Source organism: Corynebacterium tardum, from assembly GCF_046717785.1.
Taxonomy (GTDB): Bacteria; Actinomycetota; Actinomycetes; order Mycobacteriales; family Mycobacteriaceae; genus Corynebacterium.
Map to the genome: position 1 here is coordinate 1,818,648 of NZ_CP177104.1, position 15,792 is coordinate 1,834,439.

At 64.2% G+C, this 15,792-nt stretch carries 13 protein-coding genes and 1 pseudogene; 3 read left to right on the forward strand and 11 right to left on the reverse strand.

Translation table 11 applies throughout. From position 1 onward, the window contains the following. Window positions 1-5 precede the first annotated feature (5 nt). Window positions 6-647, forward strand: a complete 642-nt coding sequence (locus ACLI1P_RS08740; RefSeq protein ID WP_411708588.1) for a GntR family transcriptional regulator — start codon at window positions 6-8, stop codon at window positions 645-647. Between the two features lie 140 nt (window positions 648-787). After that, entirely contained in the window at window positions 788-1,972 is a 1,185-nt protein-coding gene (locus ACLI1P_RS08745) for an MFS transporter (RefSeq protein WP_411709712.1), read from the forward strand. A 70-nt stretch (window positions 1,973-2,042) separates the two neighbouring features. On the opposite strand, the gene ileS is transcribed toward ACLI1P_RS08745, so the two are convergent. Then, window positions 2,043-5,249 carry an isoleucine--tRNA ligase gene (ileS, locus tag ACLI1P_RS08750; protein WP_411708589.1) on the reverse strand — a complete coding sequence of 1,069 codons (3,207 nt, stop codon included), beginning with the start codon at window positions 5,247-5,249 and terminating at the stop codon, window positions 2,043-2,045. 357 nt (window positions 5,250-5,606) lie between these two features. Between ileS and ACLI1P_RS08755 the strand changes: the two genes are divergently transcribed. Continuing rightward, window positions 5,607-6,704, forward strand: coding sequence for an HNH endonuclease signature motif containing protein (locus ACLI1P_RS08755; RefSeq protein ID WP_411708590.1), 1,098 nt, complete (start codon window positions 5,607-5,609; stop codon window positions 6,702-6,704). 41 nt (window positions 6,705-6,745) lie between these two features. Here the strand turns inward: ACLI1P_RS08755 and ACLI1P_RS08760 are convergent, their stop codons facing one another. The 10 genes and pseudogenes from ACLI1P_RS08760 to murG form a co-directional block, all read right to left on the reverse strand. Beyond that, window positions 6,746-6,886 carry a hypothetical protein gene (locus tag ACLI1P_RS08760; RefSeq protein WP_411708591.1) on the reverse strand — a complete coding sequence of 47 codons (141 nt, stop codon included), beginning with the start codon at window positions 6,884-6,886 and terminating at the stop codon, window positions 6,746-6,748. A gap of 201 nt (window positions 6,887-7,087) precedes the next feature. Next, window positions 7,088-8,236 (reverse strand): DivIVA domain-containing protein, encoded by a 1,149-nt coding sequence (locus tag ACLI1P_RS08765; protein WP_408931176.1) that lies wholly within the window; start codon window positions 8,234-8,236, stop codon window positions 7,088-7,090. Between the two features lie 168 nt (window positions 8,237-8,404). Continuing rightward, window positions 8,405-8,716 carry a YggT family protein gene (locus ACLI1P_RS08770; protein WP_296131008.1) on the reverse strand — a complete coding sequence of 104 codons (312 nt, stop codon included), beginning with the start codon at window positions 8,714-8,716 and terminating at the stop codon, window positions 8,405-8,407. Window positions 8,717-8,868: 152 nt separating this feature from the next. Continuing rightward, complete coding sequence (locus ACLI1P_RS08775) at window positions 8,869-9,294, reverse strand: cell division protein SepF (protein WP_296131010.1); 426 nt, start codon at window positions 9,292-9,294, stop codon at window positions 8,869-8,871. A gap of 69 nt (window positions 9,295-9,363) precedes the next feature. Continuing rightward, window positions 9,364-10,072 (reverse strand): annotated as a pseudogene (locus ACLI1P_RS08780) (YggS family pyridoxal phosphate-dependent enzyme). Continuing rightward, on the reverse strand, window positions 10,073-10,813 hold the full coding sequence (gene pgeF / locus ACLI1P_RS08785) for a peptidoglycan editing factor PgeF (protein ID WP_411708592.1): 741 nt from the start codon (window positions 10,811-10,813) through the stop codon (window positions 10,073-10,075). It abuts the pseudogene before it with no gap. A gap of 24 nt (window positions 10,814-10,837) precedes the next feature. After that, entirely contained in the window at window positions 10,838-12,199 is a 1,362-nt protein-coding gene (gene ftsZ / locus ACLI1P_RS08790; RefSeq protein WP_411708593.1) for a cell division protein FtsZ, read from the reverse strand. A 292-nt stretch (window positions 12,200-12,491) separates the two neighbouring features. Beyond that, a complete protein-coding gene (locus ACLI1P_RS08795) occupies window positions 12,492-13,151 on the reverse strand; it encodes a cell division protein FtsQ/DivIB (RefSeq protein ID WP_411708594.1) in 660 nt (219 codons plus the stop codon). Further along, entirely contained in the window at window positions 13,144-14,631 is a 1,488-nt protein-coding gene (gene murC, locus ACLI1P_RS08800) for a UDP-N-acetylmuramate--L-alanine ligase (protein WP_411708595.1), read from the reverse strand. Before murC ends, ACLI1P_RS08795 begins: the two co-directional genes overlap by 8 nt. Before the next feature lie 72 nt (window positions 14,632-14,703). Continuing rightward, a complete protein-coding gene (gene murG / locus ACLI1P_RS08805) occupies window positions 14,704-15,777 on the reverse strand; it encodes an undecaprenyldiphospho-muramoylpentapeptide beta-N-acetylglucosaminyltransferase (protein WP_411708596.1) in 1,074 nt (357 codons plus the stop codon). Window positions 15,778-15,792 lie beyond the last annotated feature (15 nt).

Below are 15,792 nucleotides of genomic sequence, written 5' to 3' on the forward strand. Positions count from 1 at the left end.
TATACATGCAGAAAGACAGAGTACCCGCTGCGGAACGGGCCTACGACTACCTCAAGCGGCGCATCATTGAGGACGCGGTCGACGAATCGGAGATGCTCTCCGAGGCCGCCCTCGCCGCCGAGCTCGGCATGAGCCGCACCCCAGTGCGCGAGGCGTTTCTCCGCCTCGAGGTCGAGGGGTTTCTCAAGCTGTATCCGAAGCGCGGCGCGCTCGTGGTACCGATTAGCCCCCGCGATATCCGCGAGGTGTACGAGGCACGCATGCTTGTCGACGAAAACTCTGCTCGCCATATCTGCACCTTAAGCGCCGAGGAGCGCGGGCACATTGCCGACGTCCTCGACGCCACCATCAAGGAACAACACGCCGCGCTGGATGCCGACGACCTGCGGGCCTACACCCTGCTCGACGCCAAGTTCCACCAAACCATCATGGACAACGGCGGCAACCGCCTGCTGGCCAACCTGGGCCACACCTTGCGCGAGCGCCAGCAGCGATTCACCGCCACGGCTATCGGGCGCAGCGTCGAGCGCGCCCGCGCCTTCGTTGCCCAACACTCCTTGCTTGCCGACGCCCTGCGTACCGGCGACCTGGAGACATACCTCAGTGAACTCGACTCCCATCTCAACTCTTCAAGGAAGCAACTGTGACCGTTTCTGCGCATTCGAATCCGTCGATCGACGCGCCCGCCCCCGAACCTGACTTATCCCCCGAGACCCACCAGCCGCACCAGGCAACCGCCACCGAGAAGGTCTTTAGCCCGCACGCGTGGTTCTCTGTGGCCGGCTCCATGGTCGCCGTGGCCTGGGGCGGCAACGAGTTCACCCCGCTCTTGGTGATGTACCGCGAGACCTCCCACTTCTCCCAGGTCACGGTCAACGGCCTTCTCGCGGCCTACGTCATCGGCATCATTCCGGCCTTGCTCATTGGCGGCCCGCTCTCGGACCTTATCGGCCGCCGCCCGATGCTGCTGCCCGCCGCTCCCCTCTCGCTGGCCGGTTCTTTCCTCCTGTCCATCGCCCCGGAGGAGCCGCTCATCATCGCGCTGGGTCGCGTGCTGTGTGGCATGGCGCTGGGACTTGTCATGGCCGTGGGCTCGACGTGGATTACGGAGCTCATCACGCGCGCCGGCGGCGATCCCGCCTCGGGCGCTCGCAAGGCGTCGCTGTGCTTGACCGCCGGATTCCTCGTTGGCGCCGGTATCGCCTCCGTGCTAGCACAGTGGGGTCCGTGGCCAACCCACACCGCCTACATCCTCCACATGCTGCTGACAATAGTCACCGCAATCTGGTTGCTCCACACCCCGGAGACCCGCGAGCCCAGCCACGGCACGGTAAAGACCACCATCCTGGATCTCACCGTGCGCGAGATGCTCGAAATGCTGCACATCCCGGCCGCCGCCCACAAGCGCTTCGTCCGCGTCGTCATCCCGGTGGCTCCGTGGGTCTTCGGCTGCGCCGGCGCCGCCTATGCGCTCCTGCCCCAGCTGCTGTCGAAGTCTGCGGGCGATAACCCCATTGCCTTCTCCGGCCTCATGACCGTAATCACCCTGGGCTGTGGTGTGGGCGTGCAGATGCTCGGCCGCTTGGTGGATACCCACAAATCCGCCCGAGCATCCGCTATCGCCATGGGCGTTATCACCGTCGGTGCCATCCTGTCTGCCTTCGCAGCACACAGCCTCTCTCTGCCCTTGGGCATTGCTGCAGCAGCCACCATGGGCGCCGGCTACGGTCTCGCTCTTGTCGCTGGCCTCTCTGAGGTCCAGCGCATCGCGGGTGAGCGCGAGCTAGCAGGCTTGACCGCCGTGTACTACTCCATCTCCTACACCGGCTTCTTCATCCCCATGGCCTTCAGTGCCTTGGCGCCCTACATCGGGTTCACCAACCTCTTCATCATCGGCAGCGTCCTGGCCCTGCTGTGCCTGGTCAACGTCATCCTGGCGTGGCGCGCACACCTGCCGGGCGCCCGCCGCTAACTTTCCCCAACAACGCGAAAAGCTCCACTCTCCCTCCCGGGAAGTGGAGCTTTTCGCGTTGTCTGAGCCTCTATGCCTTGGCCACGGTGGCGGTGACACCCTTGAGCACGTCATGCACCGTCTGGCCCGCATCCGCCGCCAACGCCTCCGTGGTGACGGTGAAATCGGTGGCGAGCACCTCCGCTGCGATGTGCTCGCGGTGGCGGTTGGCCCACTCTTCCTTCTCCGCAGGCACCGACAGGGACACGGTGATGCGGTCAGTGACCACAAAGTCCTCGGCCTTGCGGGCATCCTGCAGACCGCGGATGACATCAGCTGCCCAGCCCTCAGCCTCGAGCTCCTCAGTCACCTCGGTGTCCAGAGAAACCAGACCATCGAGGCCCTCCACGCGAGCCGTCGACTTGGCATTCGCCGCCTGCAGACGCTCCGTGTACTCCTCCGGGGAGAGGCGGATGTCGCCGTCGACCACAACCTCCTCGCCCTCGCGCACGTAGTTGCCGGCCTTGAGGTTCTTGATGGCGCGCTGTACGTCCTTGCCCAGGCGCGGACCGGCCACCTTGGCGTTGCACACCACCTCGAAGGTGCCGACCGCGTCGACGTCGTCAGTAAGCTCCACGTCCTTGACGTTGACCTCGTCGCGGATGATGTCCTTGAAGTCCGCCAGGCGCGCCGAATCCTGCATCGCCACCGTCAGCTTCGGCAGCGGCAGGCGGTTGCGCAGCTTGTTCGACTTGCGTACCGAGGACGCAGCGGAGGCCACCGCGCGGGTGGCATCCATGGCCGCCACGAGGGCATCGTCCGCCGGGTAGTCCTCCGCCTTCGGGTACGCAGCCAGGTGCACCGAACGCTCACCGGTCAGGCCACGGTAGATAACCTCCGCCACGTGCGGCAGGAGCGGCGCCACCACGCGGGAAACCGTCTCCAGGACCGTGTACAGGGTATTGAAGGCCTCCGGGTAGGCCTCCTCGCCCTCCCAGAAGCGGTCGCGGGAACGGCGCACGTACCAGTTGGTCAGCGCGTCGGCGAAGAGTCGAACCTCCTCCGTCGCCGAGGCGATGTCCGTGTTCGCCAGCGCATCGTTGGTGTTCTTCACCAGGTCGTGCGTCTTCGCCAGGATGTAGCGGTCCAGCACGTTGGTGGAGCTCACGTCGAACTTCGCGTCCTGGGAGGCGTAGAGCTGCAGGAAGGTGTACGAGTTCCAGATCGGCAGGATGGCCTGGCGCACGCCCTCGCGGATGCCCTGCTCGGTGACAATCAGGTTGCCGCCGCGCAAGATCGGCGAAGACATGAGGAACCACCGCATCGCATCCGAGCCATCGCGGTCAAACACCTCATTCACGTTCGGGTAATTGCCCTTGGACTTCGACATCTTCAGGCCATCGTTGCCCAGCACGATGCCGTGCGCCACCACCTTCTTGAACGCCGGCCGGTCGAAGAGAGCGGTGGACAACACGTGCAGCAGGTAGAACCAGCCACGCGTCTGGCCGGAGTACTCCACGATGAAATCAGACGGCGAGTGGGTCTCGAACCACTCCTTGTTCTCAAACGGGTAGTGCTTCTGCGCAAACGGCATCGAGCCCGACTCGAACCAGCAGTCCAGCACGTCCGGCACGCGGCGCATCGTCGACTTCCCCGTCGGATCATCCGGGTTCGGGCGAGTCAGCTCATCGATGTACGGGCGGTGCAGACTGGTCGGGCGCAAGCCGAAGTCACGCTCCAGCTCGTCCAGAGAGCCGTAGACGTCCACGCGCGGGTACTCCGGATTATCGGAGATCCACGCCGGGATCGGCGCACCCCAGTAGCGGGTGCGGGAGATGTTCCAGTCACGGGCGCCCTCCAGCCACTTGCCGAACTGACCATCGCGGATGTGCTCCGGCAGCCACTCAATCTCGTTGTGGTTGAGCTCGACCATGCGGTCGCGGAACTCCGTCACCTTGACGAACCACGCCGGCAGCGCCATGTAGATAAGCGGCTCGCCGGAGCGCCAGGAGTGCGGGTAGGAGTGCTCGATGGTCACGTGGCGCACCACGCGGCCGGCGGCCTTAAGATCCTTGATGATGGCCTTGTTGGCGTCAAAGACCAGCTGGCCCTCGTACGGCGGCACCTGGGAGGTGAACTTGCCGTCCTCATCCACCGGGATGACCAGGCCCACGCCGTACTTCTGGCAGGTGAGCATATCGTCCTCACCAAAGGCCGGAGCCTGGTGGACCACGCCGGTACCGTCTTCGGTGGTAACGTAATCAGCAAGCAGCAGCTGGTAGGCGTTCTTGACGTCCGGGAAGAAATCGAAGATGGGCTGGTACTTAAAGCCCTCGAGCTCAGAGCCCTGGAAGGTCTTGAGTACCTCTGCCTCTCCCAGCTCCTTGGCTAGGGTGCCCACCAGGGCCTCGGCCATGATGAAGGTGCGGCCGGCGAAGTCACCGTCGGTGGCCTTGAATAGGACGTAGGTGACCTTTGGGTGGACCGCCAAAGCCAGGTTGGACGGCAGGGTCCAGGGGGTGGTGGTCCAGGCGAGGAAGGAGGCGTCGGCAAGCTCGGCGTTGTCAGCCAACGTCTTCTCCGCCGCGCTTCCCTCACGTGCTCCCGCTACGGGGAACGTCACCGTCAGGGTCGGGTCCTGGCGCATCTTGTAGGAGTCATCCAGACGCGTCTCCTGATTCGACAGCGAGGTGTGCTCAGCCCAGGAATACGGCAGAACCCTAAAGCCCTGGTAGATAAGCCCCTTGTCGTAGAGCTCCTTGAACGCCCACATGACGGACTCCATGTAGTCCAAGTCCATGGTCTTGTAGCCGTTCTCAAAGTCCACCCAGCGCGCCTGGCGGTTGACGTACTCTTCCCACTCGTCGGTGTACTCGAGGACAGACTTGGCGCAGTACTCGTTGAACTTCTCCAGGCCCATCTCCTCGATCTGGCCCTTGTCCGTGATGCCGAGCTGCTTTTCTGCCTCCAGCTCTGCGGGCAGACCGTGGGTGTCCCAGCCGAAGACGCGCGGGACGTGATTGCCGGCCATCGTGCGGTAGCGCGGGACGATGTCCTTAACGTAGCCGGTCAGCAGGTGGCCGTAGTGCGGGAGGCCGTTGGCGAAGGGAGGGCCGTCGTAAAAGACGTACTCAGGGCAGCCCTTGGTCTGCTCCAGGCTGGCCTTAAACGTGTCGTCGGCCTTCCAGTACTTCTGGACTTCCTGCTCCATATCGGGGAAGCGGGTCGAGCCACTGGTCATGTCTACTTTGGGATAGACCTTGCCCACGTTCTCGCCGCCGGCGGTGGATTCACTCATCATTCTTTCCTTCACTCGTTCGCTTCTGCGGGGACGCGCCCTCAGGCACGCGGTACCACCCCGCTTGAGCGCCACGGCGCTCCGCTTCGTTGTGTGAAGGAGATGACGGTCCCTACCCGCCCGGTTCTACTAATGAGGCGCGTGCGCCCCACGTTCTTCCGGAATGCTCCCCGGTGATTGCCGGCTCACTGCATATGCTTGGAAGTATACCGAGCAGGTCAAGTTTTCACAGGCCCGGGTTCCCGAAAACTCGAAATAGAAACCCCGGTAAACCCGTGAGGCACGCGTGAAAAGGTTATTCACAGGAACATTCTTTCTAGTGCAGTCGGCACGATGATGATTCTAGGCTCAGGAACCATGCCAGCACTTCAGAACTTCCTCACTGCGCTCGGCGCCGGCATCGATGTCGTCGCCGGGTGCGAAGGGATGTCTGAGGCTGACCTCATCGCCGCCGGTGCGCCGGATAAAACGGCCGCACAACTCGTGCGCCTCCACAGCAGCTTCTTCGGTTCCACGGCCATGACGCGCATGCAACGCGACGCCGTCAAGGCCGCCCGCCAGCGCCGCCATTCACTGCCCACGCTCGAAGTCATCGACCACTACGCACGCAAAGCTAAGACATTGGCTCTGGGCTGGCAGATGCGCCTGGAGCTGTGCCGCACCAGTGCCGACACCCTGGCGATGGAGGCCTTAGCTAAGAAGAAGCTCAAGGAGCACAGGACCGCACCTAAGCCGCAGGAAGGCGTGAAGATTTTCCGCCGCCGCAACGCGCCGTGGACGATGGCGATCACTGCGCCGTCCCACGTCATCGCCGCGCTTAACGACGCCGTGGATGACAAACGCCCCATCGAGTCCATCCAACAGGCCTTCTTCAAAGGTGCTCCTGCGCGCCGCGGTCTGCAGACCAATATTCTCGTCCCGCTGGATGCACTCACTCGGATCCTTGACGGCGACGGCGAGGAGGTGACCCTGCGCATGACCAACGGGGCCACGATGACTGGCGCAGACTACGTCAACAAGGTCATCTCCGGGGAAATCGACCTCGATGACACGCTGGCTACGCTGTTCCACCCCGTGCAAGGGCCGGTCAACCTGTACCGCGAGGAGCGGATGGCCAGCCTCAAGCAACGCATAATGGCTATGGCAGAATCTCCCGTCTGCGCCTGGGATGACTGCAATCGCCCGGCGGATGAATGCCAGGTACACCACATCATCGCGTGGAAGCACGGCGGATTTACCAACCCGGAAAATTTGGTCATGCTCTGCCCGTATCACAATGGCATCAATCAGGATGACCCCAACGCCCCACCGGGGCGCGGTCGAATGGCCCGGGTTGCTGGAACCGTCCGGCGCGTATTCGGCCCTGCCCCACCGCCGACTAACCGGCAAGCGCTCAGCAGAGCTACCGGGCCACCCCCGCAGCGCGGCGACCCACCCACCGCCGGCGAGCCTTAGGCCCGAAGCCCTTATCCTCAGAAAAATCCTGAGGCTAGGGGCTACTCGTCGTGCTTGCGGCGCATCTTGACCACAGTGTCCGCGACAAACAGCACGATGCCCACCCCGGCCGCCACAAAGAGCAGGTAGAGCGACCAGTCGGCCGCCGTGAGGATATAGTTCACGAGCGCTACGAAGGCCACAAAGGCCAGAATTAGTGCACCTATGAGCAACGTCGCTCCCCTTCCGCTCAAGCCGAAACCTGTGTCTGCCGCCCGGATGGCAGCCAGCTACTACGAGAGCCTACACGTACCGGCCTCAACCTCTGTTACTGTCCGCCCAGCCTGGGCATTAGGGCAAACGAAAACGGCGCCCCGCTTTCGGGGGCGCCGTGTGCTTTCTACTTAGTTGTTGACCTTTCCAGCCTCACCGTTCGGAGCCGCGGTGCCGCGGGTCTCCAGCTCCTCAAGCTGGGACTCAAGCAGCGTCTTGAGGCGAGTGCGGTACTCGCGCTCAAAGGTGCGCAGCTCGGAGATACGGGCCTCGAGAGCAGTCTGCTGCTGCTTCACCGTGTTCATAACCTCGGTGTGCTTCTTCTCAGCGTCCGCCTGCAGCGCGGCTGCCTTTTCCTGTGCCTGGCGAATCTGCGCCTCAGCACGGGAGGTGGCGTCGTTCTCAGTCTGCTTTGCCTTGTTCTCGGCGTCAGCCACCAGCTTCTTGGAGCGGTTGTCTGCATCCTGCAGCTGAGCGTCGTAGCGCTTCTGTGCATCGGCCAACTGGGCCTTGGAGTGAGAATCTGCCTCGGCCAGCTGCTTTTCTGCGGCAGTACGTGCCTCAGACAGCATGGACTCGGACTCTGCCTTTGCCTCGTTGGTCAGGCGGTCCGCCATCTCCTGGGCCAGGCCCAGGACGCGGGCGGCCTGCATGTGGGTCTCCGGGGTAGCCAGGCCGTCGGAGGCCTTGGCGGCGCCGGCGCCGGCCACACCTGCAGCGGCAGTGGAGGCGGAAGAAGAAGCAGCGCTCTTCTTTGCGGAATCGAGCTCCTTCTTGGTGTTCTCGAGTTCCTTCTTGGATGCCTCCAGCTCGCGCTTGGCGGCCGCGGCCTCTTCGCGGGCGGCCTTCAGCTCCGCACTGTTATCCGTCTGGTGGCCGGCCGGTGCCGCCTGCGCAGCCTGAGCTTGGGCGGTCTTGGCCTGCTCCTGAGCCTTCTTGGCCTCTTCCTTAGCGCGGGCGATTTCCTGCTTGGAGTCAGCCAGCTTAGCCTCGTACTCAGCGCGCAGCTTGGTTTCGACCTCCTTGCGCACGGCGTTCTCATCCACCGTGGTTGCAGCGGCACCACCGGCTGCCCCGGCACCGGCGGCAGCGCCGCCCTTGGTCTGGGACTTCAGGTCCTCAACCTGTGCCTGGAGGTCGTCGTTCTCGTCCTGCAACTGAGCAAGAGCATCCTCCACAAGGTCGAGGAACTGATCTACCTCGTCCTCGTTGTAGCCACGCTTGCCAATTGGCGGCTTGCTGAAAGCGACGTTGTGTACATCAGCTGGTGACAGTGGCATTGACTTCTCTTCCCCTTACGAATCGGTCAAACCTCTAGTGGGTCCAGAGGCCGGGTACATATGCGGTTAATAATACGGATTCTTGTAACTCATTGTATCCAGAACAACACATTATCTAACGTGCGCTAGAGTCTCAACGTTAACAGGAGGGTTGAATACACCCGTTGGTTACGCGGCCAGCCCGCCGGCGCCGAAAAATGCCACCTGAATTACCTGCGAAAGAATGGACAGCGCCAAGAACAAAACAATGATGGATACGTCCAGCGCAATGCCGCCAAGCCGCAGCGGCGGGATAACCTTGCGCAGGGCCTTAACGGGCGGGTCGGTGAGCATAAAGAGCACCTCAGCAACCATCATGAACCAGCGCGGCGGGTTGAACTGGCGCGAAAATGACTCAATCATCTCGATGACGATACGCGCCAAGAGAATCCACGAGTAGAGATTCACGGCGACAAGAAGAATCGAACCTAAAGCATTCACAAATTCCGACCCTATAGGAATCACCCCCGCGGGTGTGACTCCCCACCCCGGCAGTTCGCCACGGGCATACAAAACCGCCAACGCCGCCCCACGTTCCCCTCTCCCAAAGCCAACACGGGGAGGAAAATCTGAGGCGGCATTCTGGGTGTGCTTTAGCGCAGGTGCGCGGCGCGCTCCAGCTCCACAGTGGAGATATCCGCACCCTTCGGCACGATGGCGAAGACCTTGCGGCTGGTATCCATGCTCTTGGTCAGGTTCTTCATGCGGCCTTCCAGCGCGAAGCAGAGACCTGCAGCGAAGTCGACGAAGCGCTTAGCGGAGCCGCGGTCGGCGTCAGTGAGCTCGAAGACCACTGCGTCACCGTCGCGGAAGGGGCCGCCTACCTTGGCTGCATCGTTGAAGGAAACGAGGGACAGCGCCACGATAGTGGGCACGAACTCCTCTTCCTCCTGCTTCTCGTACGGCGCGGCGTATGCCGGAGCGTTGTAGGAGCGCTCGTCGGCATAGTAGGCGTCGTCGGCGTCCATATCCATCGGGCCCAGCCCGAAGAACTCCTTAGTTCTATCAATCAGTGACATTCTGGGTCTCCCTCTGACCTAGTGTGTGCTGTACGTTTGCAGCCTTGAAATGCGCATTTGCGTTGCCATTTAACCTAGCGGCCGCGGCCCCATGATTCCGGTTCCGACACGCACGATATCAGTACCCGCCGCAATTGCTGCAGCCATATCGGCGCTCATTCCGGCGGACAGTTCGAGGCCACGCCCCAGGCGCTGGGCGACGTCCCCCGCCAGCCCCCGCACCTGCTCGAACACCGCCTGCGGGTCGCTGCCCAGCGGTGGCACGACCATCATGCCGCGAAGCTCCAACTGGCCGAGGGATTCAACCTCTGCAACTAGCTCGTCGACGTCGTCTAGCGGGCAGCCGCCGCGGGCCGTATCGTCGTCGACGGAAACCTGGATGTACACGGGCAGCGAATCCTCGCGTTGACCCCGTTCCTTCGCCAGCGCCACACCCCTATCTAGCGCGCGGGCCAGCTTGATGGAGTCGAGCGAGTGGACGCTGCGCGCCCAGCGGGCGACGTGGTTGGCCTTTTTGGTTTGTATCTGGCCAATCATGTGGAATCGCACCTGCGGCAACTCTTCGGCTTTGGCGCGCGCTTCTTGTTCGCGGTTTTCTGCCACGTCGTGCACTCCGAGCTCGGCCAGCAGCGCAATATCGCTAGCTGGGTGGAACTTTGTTACGGGGAGCAGGCGTGGGGCAGGGCCAGGCGGCTTCGGCAGCGCGCTGAATCTCTGCGCGGGTGCGCTCGAGTCCTGCCCGCAGCTCTTCGCGGCGAGCCTCCTGTGAGTCTGTCATTTAATCCTCCAACCAAATCACGCCGGCCTGGCGCCCGGTGACGCCCTCGCGGCGATAGGAAAAGAAGTCGGTGTCTTCAATGGTGCAGCGCGGGTCCGACTCGATGGCCGTCACTCCCATCCCCATGAGCTGGCGCACGAGGCCGGTGCGCACGTCCACGCCCCAGGTTCCCTTCGCCGTGCGCGTGAGGGAACCGGGCAGGTGCTTCTCGACGTCCCGCGCCATCTCCTCCGGCACCTCATAATTGCGCCCCGCGGCGGCCGGGCCCATGAGCACCTGAATGCTGCCGGGCCTCGCCCCCAGGTCAACCATGGTGTTTACCGTGTTGCGCACGATACCGTTGCGCGCGCCGAGGCGACCGGCGTGGGCGGCGCCGATGACGCCCGCTGAGACGTCGACAAGCAGCACCGGCGTGCAGTCCGCCACGAGGACACCCAGGCCTAGGCGCTTTTCGGTGGTGACCAGGGCGTCGGTCGCCTCGACCGGTTCGGGATTGCCGCGGCGCTCAGCGCCGACGACCGTCACGGTGTTGGTGTGCAGCTGCTCCATCCACACGATGTCTTCCAGCCCGGTGGCGCGGAGCAGCCGATCGCGGTTTGCTGCGACTGCGGCGGGGTCGTCGCCGACGTGCCCGCCCAGGTTGAACGAGTCATACGGGGACGACGACGCCCCGCCCGCACGGCTGGTAAACACCATGCGGACGGGGCGTTGGGGTGCGGAATTTTCCTCGTTTACTGGCATGCACTCCACACTAGCGCGGGCGCTCTAGCGCATGAAGGAAGGCACGTCGAGATCGTCGTCGCCGTCGTCGTCGAAGTCGCGGCCGCGCGGCTCGCTCGGGCGGGACAGGCGGTAGTCATCGCGGGCATCGCGGGGGTCACGGACTTCGCGAGTCTCGCGGGCGTCACGGGCGTCGTCGTGGCGGAAGCGATCAGAGCTGGTGAACAGGCCGCTCGACGGGGCCGGCTCCACCGGCTGCTCGCGCTCGTAGGAGTGGCGCGGTGCGTACTCCTCGCGCGGGGCCGGCTGCGCCTCGGCGCGGGAGTAGTCCTCGCGGGGAGCCTCGGCACGCTGCTCGGGAGCTGCCTCGGCGCGGTTGTCGAAGAGCGAGCCCGGGCGGGCCGCCGGGGTGGCGGTGTTGGTCTGCTGCGCGCCGTGGGCCGGCTGGCTGGTCATGTTGGCCTGGGCGTCGAAGCCGGTGGCGATGATGGTCACGCGGACCTCGTCGCCGAGGTTGTCGTCGATGATGGTGCCGAAGATGATGTTGGCGTCCTCATCGGCGCGCTCCTCCACCATGGAGGCAGCGGCGTTGACCTCGTGGAGGCCCAGGTCGGAGCCGCCGGCGATGGAGAGCAGCACGCCCTTGGCACCTTCCATCGTGGACTCCAGCAGCGGGGAGTTGATGGCCTGCTCGGCAGCGTTGAGTGCGCGGTTGTCCCCACGGGCGAAGCCGATGCCCATGAGGGCGGAACCGGCGTCAGCCATCACGGAGCGAACGTCAGCAAAGTCGACGTTGATCATGCCCGGGATGGTGATGAGGTTGGTAATACCCTGCACACCGTTGTGGAGCACCTCGTCGGCGGCACGGAAGGCCTCGACGATGGACAGCTCCTCGCCGCCCAGCTGCATGAGGCGGTCGTTGGGGATCACGATGAGGGTATCGCAGACCTCACGCAGCTCCTCGATACCGGCCATTGCCTGGCGGGTGCGGCGCGCGCCCTCGAACTTGAAGGGGCGGGTCACCACACCGACGGTGAGCGCGCCCATCTTCTTGGCGATGGATGCGACGACAGGTGCTGCACCGGTACCGGTGCCGCCGCCCTCGCCGGCGGTAACGAAGACCATATCGGAGCCTTGGAGGGCATCCTCAATTTCGGTCTTGTGATCCTCGGCGGAGGTCTTGCCCACCTCCGGGTTGGCGCCGGCGCCGAGACCACGGGTGGCCTCGCGGCCGATGTCGAGCTTGGTGTCGGCGTCGGAGAAAATCAGCGCCTGGGAATCGGTATTAATCGCGACGAACTGGACTCCCTTGAGCCCTTCTTCGATCATGCGGTTAACGGCGTTGACACCACCGCCGCCGACACCGACGACCTTGATGTCCGCGAGGTTGTTGCTAGTTGAGATCATACGGGGGTCTCTGGCCTTTCGATTAAGGTTCAACGTAAACGAGGAGGCGCCCCTGCGCGTGAGAGGCGGTTAGTTCCATCTTTAACGACAACGGGGTAATTTCGGCGCACATTTTTCCGCGTGTCGGTACCCTCAACCTCTACTTTAGGGTTGCTGACATGGGGTTTTCTTAACAGCAGTCCCACCCGCCCCACTCGCCGCGGGCGTGTGCGCACACGAAACCCCCGCGGCGATGACCGCGGGGGCTGTGCCTCGAGATTTCGCTAAAAAATTCTCTCTGTGTCTCGTAGGGCTAGCGTCGAGTCACCAATGCGGGGTTAGAGATGTTCCACTCCGTGCCCTCGAGCTTGAGCACGTCCTCGAAGGCGATGGCCTTGTTCGCGTTATCCTCCGCCGCGCCCCAATAGATGGTCTTATCGTCCTTGGTTTTAAACGTCAGGTCGTAGGTCCCGCGGACCTCCAGAGTCTTGACCTTTTCGCGCAGCTCGGCAGGAAGCGCGGACACCGCGTCCACGGCCGCCTGCATTTCCGGCGACCCGGAGTCGGTATGGCCGGTGAGCTCAATGGCCTCAGCCGGCGGGGTGTCCGTGGCAAACTCCTTACCCTGGTCATCCACCAGCACGGTCTGGTCACCGTCGTGGACGAAGGCCACCGCCTCGTGCTCGACGACCTCGATGCGCACCGTCGACGGATAGGACCGCGACACCGTGGCGGATTCCACCCACGGAAGCTGGGCTACTCCCCCGGCCGCCGTATGCGCGTCGAGGCGCACCAAGTTCGAACCCTTGGCCACGCCACTCGCCTGCTCGACGTCCTCCGGGGTGACGTGGGCGTTGCCTTCCACCTCGAAAGAACTCACCTTCAGGATCGGAACCGCCCACACCACGACCGCCGCCACGATGGCAACGAGGAGCACCGCACCGCCGGCGAGCACGCCAGTCCGCTTAGACATCCTTGCCCTTCTGGTCTGCGCTCTTCTCCAGCGCATGGAGAATTTCGCTGGCAACATAGGTAATCGTACCCGCGCCAATCGTGAGCACCACGTCCCCCGGCTGGGCCAGCGACACCGCGTCGCCGGCAGCCTCGGAGAAGTCCGGTTCAAAGATTACCGGCATGTCTTCCGGCATCTTATCGGTAATGATGCGGGAGGTGATTCCCTCCACCGGCTGTTCGCGGGCACCGTAGATGTCGAGGACCACGGCGGCGTCGGCAAGCGCGAGCGCCTGCGCAAACTCCGCGTCAAACTTCATCGTCCGGGAGTACAGGTGCGGCTGGAAGCAGGCGATGACACGCGCTCCCTTACCCTCTGCGTCGACCTTCTCACGCGCAGCCGTGAGCACCGCGGAGACCTCGGTGGGGTGATGGGCGTAGTCGTCAAAGACGCGCACCCCACCCGCCTCGCCGCGAAACTCGAAGCGACGACGCACACCAGTGAAATCGGTCAGTCCCGCCGCCAGCGCGTCCGGTTCGCCACCGGCCAACGCACCAGCAAGCAACGCCGCAAGCGAGTTGAGCACCATGTGGTGGCCCGGGATGTGCAGGTCATAGCTCAGTTCCTGCGGACCCTGCTCCGGCAGCGTGAGGCGCACGCGAACGTGCGCGCCGGTGGCGGACACGTTCTCCTCAAGAACTTCCGCCGCGCACGGCACGTCGGTGCCCACGGCGGCGTCGCTTCCGCCATAGCCCAGCACCTGGATGCCTCGCTGCGCAGCGCGCTGCGCGGTGGCCACGGCGTGCTCATCCTCCAGGCACACCACCAGGTAGCCGCCCTCGACGATGCGGTCCGCGAAGTCATCGAATACCTGGTAGTAGCGCTCCGGGGTCTGGAAGTAGTCCAGGTGATCCGGCTCAGTATTGGTAATAACGGCCACGGTCGGGCTATAGCGCAGCAGCGACGCATCGGATTCGTCAGCCTCCGCCACGAAGGCCTCCCCCGTTCCGGAGTGCGCATTGGTGCCGGCCCGGTTGAGCTGACCGCCAATGGCAAAGGAGGGGTCCAGGCCAGCCTGCTGCAGGGCGTTGACTGCCATGGAGGTCGTCGACGTCTTGCCGTGGGTGCCCGCCAGCAGAATCTGACGATGGCCGTCCATGAGCTCCGCCAGCAAGTCGGAGCGGCGGATAACCGGAATCCCCGCCGCGCGGGCAGCGGCCAGCTCGGGGTTATCCTGCGGAATAGCCGCAAACGACGTCACCACGACCGTAGGCTTCTCCCCGCCCAGCTCGAGGTTCTCCGCCTTATGGCCAATCTCGATGGTGGCGCCCATGGTGCGCAGCACCTCCACGGCCGTGGACTTCTTCACGTCGGAGCCAGTCACCACCGCGTCCCGAATCAAGAGGATGCGCGCCAGGCCCGACATGCCGGAGCCGCCGATGCCCACCATGTGGACACGCGAGAGGTCAACGCTGCCGACGGTGTAAGGAGTTTCAGTCATGCTGTGAATCTTTCAAGTCTGTGTATTAGGTGGCGCCGCTACCCCGGCAGGGGATGCGGCGCGCAGGGAGAACTAGCTGCGGGCTGCGGCCACGATGCGCTCAGCGATGCGCCCTGCCACGTCGCCCGCGGAGCTGGCCTGGGTGGCAGCGCGCATCGACGCCAAAGTGTCAGGGTTATCCAGAATCGCGCGCACTTCTTTGATGAGCCGCTCGGGGGTTAGTTCCGCATCGGGAACCTGGACGGCCGCCCCACTGTCGACGAGGGCCCGGGAGTTGAGCGCCTGCTCGCCGTTGCCGTGCGGCAGCGGCACGTAGATCGCGGGCAGACCGGCGGCGGAGACCTCCGCCACCGTCATCGCGCCGGAGCGGCACACCATGAGGTCGGCGACAGCGAGCGCACCTGCCATGTCGTCGATGTAGGGCACGGCTGTGTAGTTCCCGCACGGCACGGGAGCCTGATTCTTCTTGCCATACGCATGCAGCACCTGGAAGTCCTGGCTGAGGTCCTCGATGGCGCCAGCCACCGCGGTATTAATACTCACCGCGCCTTGGGAGCCGCCGGTAACCACGACGGTGGGCAGATCCGCACGCAGCTTCCACGCGTCACGAGCGGCAGCGGCCTTCAAGCCGTCTGGGTCCTCCCCCACCCCGGAGCGCACGGGGATGCCGAGGACCTCGCCCGGCATGCCGGAGCCTTCCTGCGCGTTGAAGCCGGTTCCGCCGAGGCGCACGCCTAGCTTATTAGCCATGCCCGCCAAGGCGTTGGTCTCCAGCACAAAGAAGGGGATGCCCAGGGACTTGGCCGCCAGGTAGGCGGGCGCGGCAACGTAGCCGCCCGTGCCAAAGACGGCGTCTGCCTTGACGTCCTTGAGCACCGCACGCGTCCGGCGCACGCAGTCCACCACGCGCCACGGCAGCTTGGCCAAGTCCAGATTGAGCTTGCGCGGAACGGGAACCGGGGGAATCATTCGCAGGTCCACACCACGGGCCGGAATGATGTCCTTTTCCAGCCCCCGCGGGGTGCCTAAAGCGGTGATGCGGGCGCCGTGCTTCGCACGCAGCTCCTCCCCCACGGCAAGTGCGGGTTCAATATGTCCGGCGGTGCCGCCACCTGCGATGACGACGGAAATTGGCGTGGCATTCATGCCCTACAGGCTACC

Coding starts and splice junctions, on each gene's coding strand:
- ACLI1P_RS08795 (WP_411708594.1), bottom strand. CDS start 13,151: ATGTCTAAGCGGACTGGCGTGCTCGCCGGCGGTGCGGTGCTCCTCGTT.
- murG (WP_411708596.1), bottom strand. CDS start 15,777: ATGAATGCCACGCCAATTTCCGTCGTCATCGCAGGTGGCGGCACCGCC.
- murC (WP_411708595.1), bottom strand. CDS start 14,631: ATGACTGAAACTCCTTACACCGTCGGCAGCGTTGACCTCTCGCGTGTC.
- ACLI1P_RS08740 (WP_411708588.1), top strand. CDS start 6: ATGCAGAAAGACAGAGTACCCGCTGCGGAACGGGCCTACGACTACCTC.
- ileS (WP_411708589.1), bottom strand. CDS start 5,249: ATGAGTGAATCCACCGCCGGCGGCGAGAACGTGGGCAAGGTCTATCCC.
- ACLI1P_RS08775 (WP_296131010.1), bottom strand. CDS start 9,294: ATGTCACTGATTGATAGAACTAAGGAGTTCTTCGGGCTGGGCCCGATG.
- pgeF (WP_411708592.1), bottom strand. CDS start 10,813: ATGCCAGTAAACGAGGAAAATTCCGCACCCCAACGCCCCGTCCGCATG.
- ftsZ (WP_411708593.1), bottom strand. CDS start 12,199: ATGATCTCAACTAGCAACAACCTCGCGGACATCAAGGTCGTCGGTGTC.
- ACLI1P_RS08745 (WP_411709712.1), top strand. CDS start 788: ATGGTCGCCGTGGCCTGGGGCGGCAACGAGTTCACCCCGCTCTTGGTG.
- ACLI1P_RS08765 (WP_408931176.1), bottom strand. CDS start 8,236: ATGCCACTGTCACCAGCTGATGTACACAACGTCGCTTTCAGCAAGCCG.
- ACLI1P_RS08755 (WP_411708590.1), top strand. CDS start 5,607: ATGCCAGCACTTCAGAACTTCCTCACTGCGCTCGGCGCCGGCATCGAT.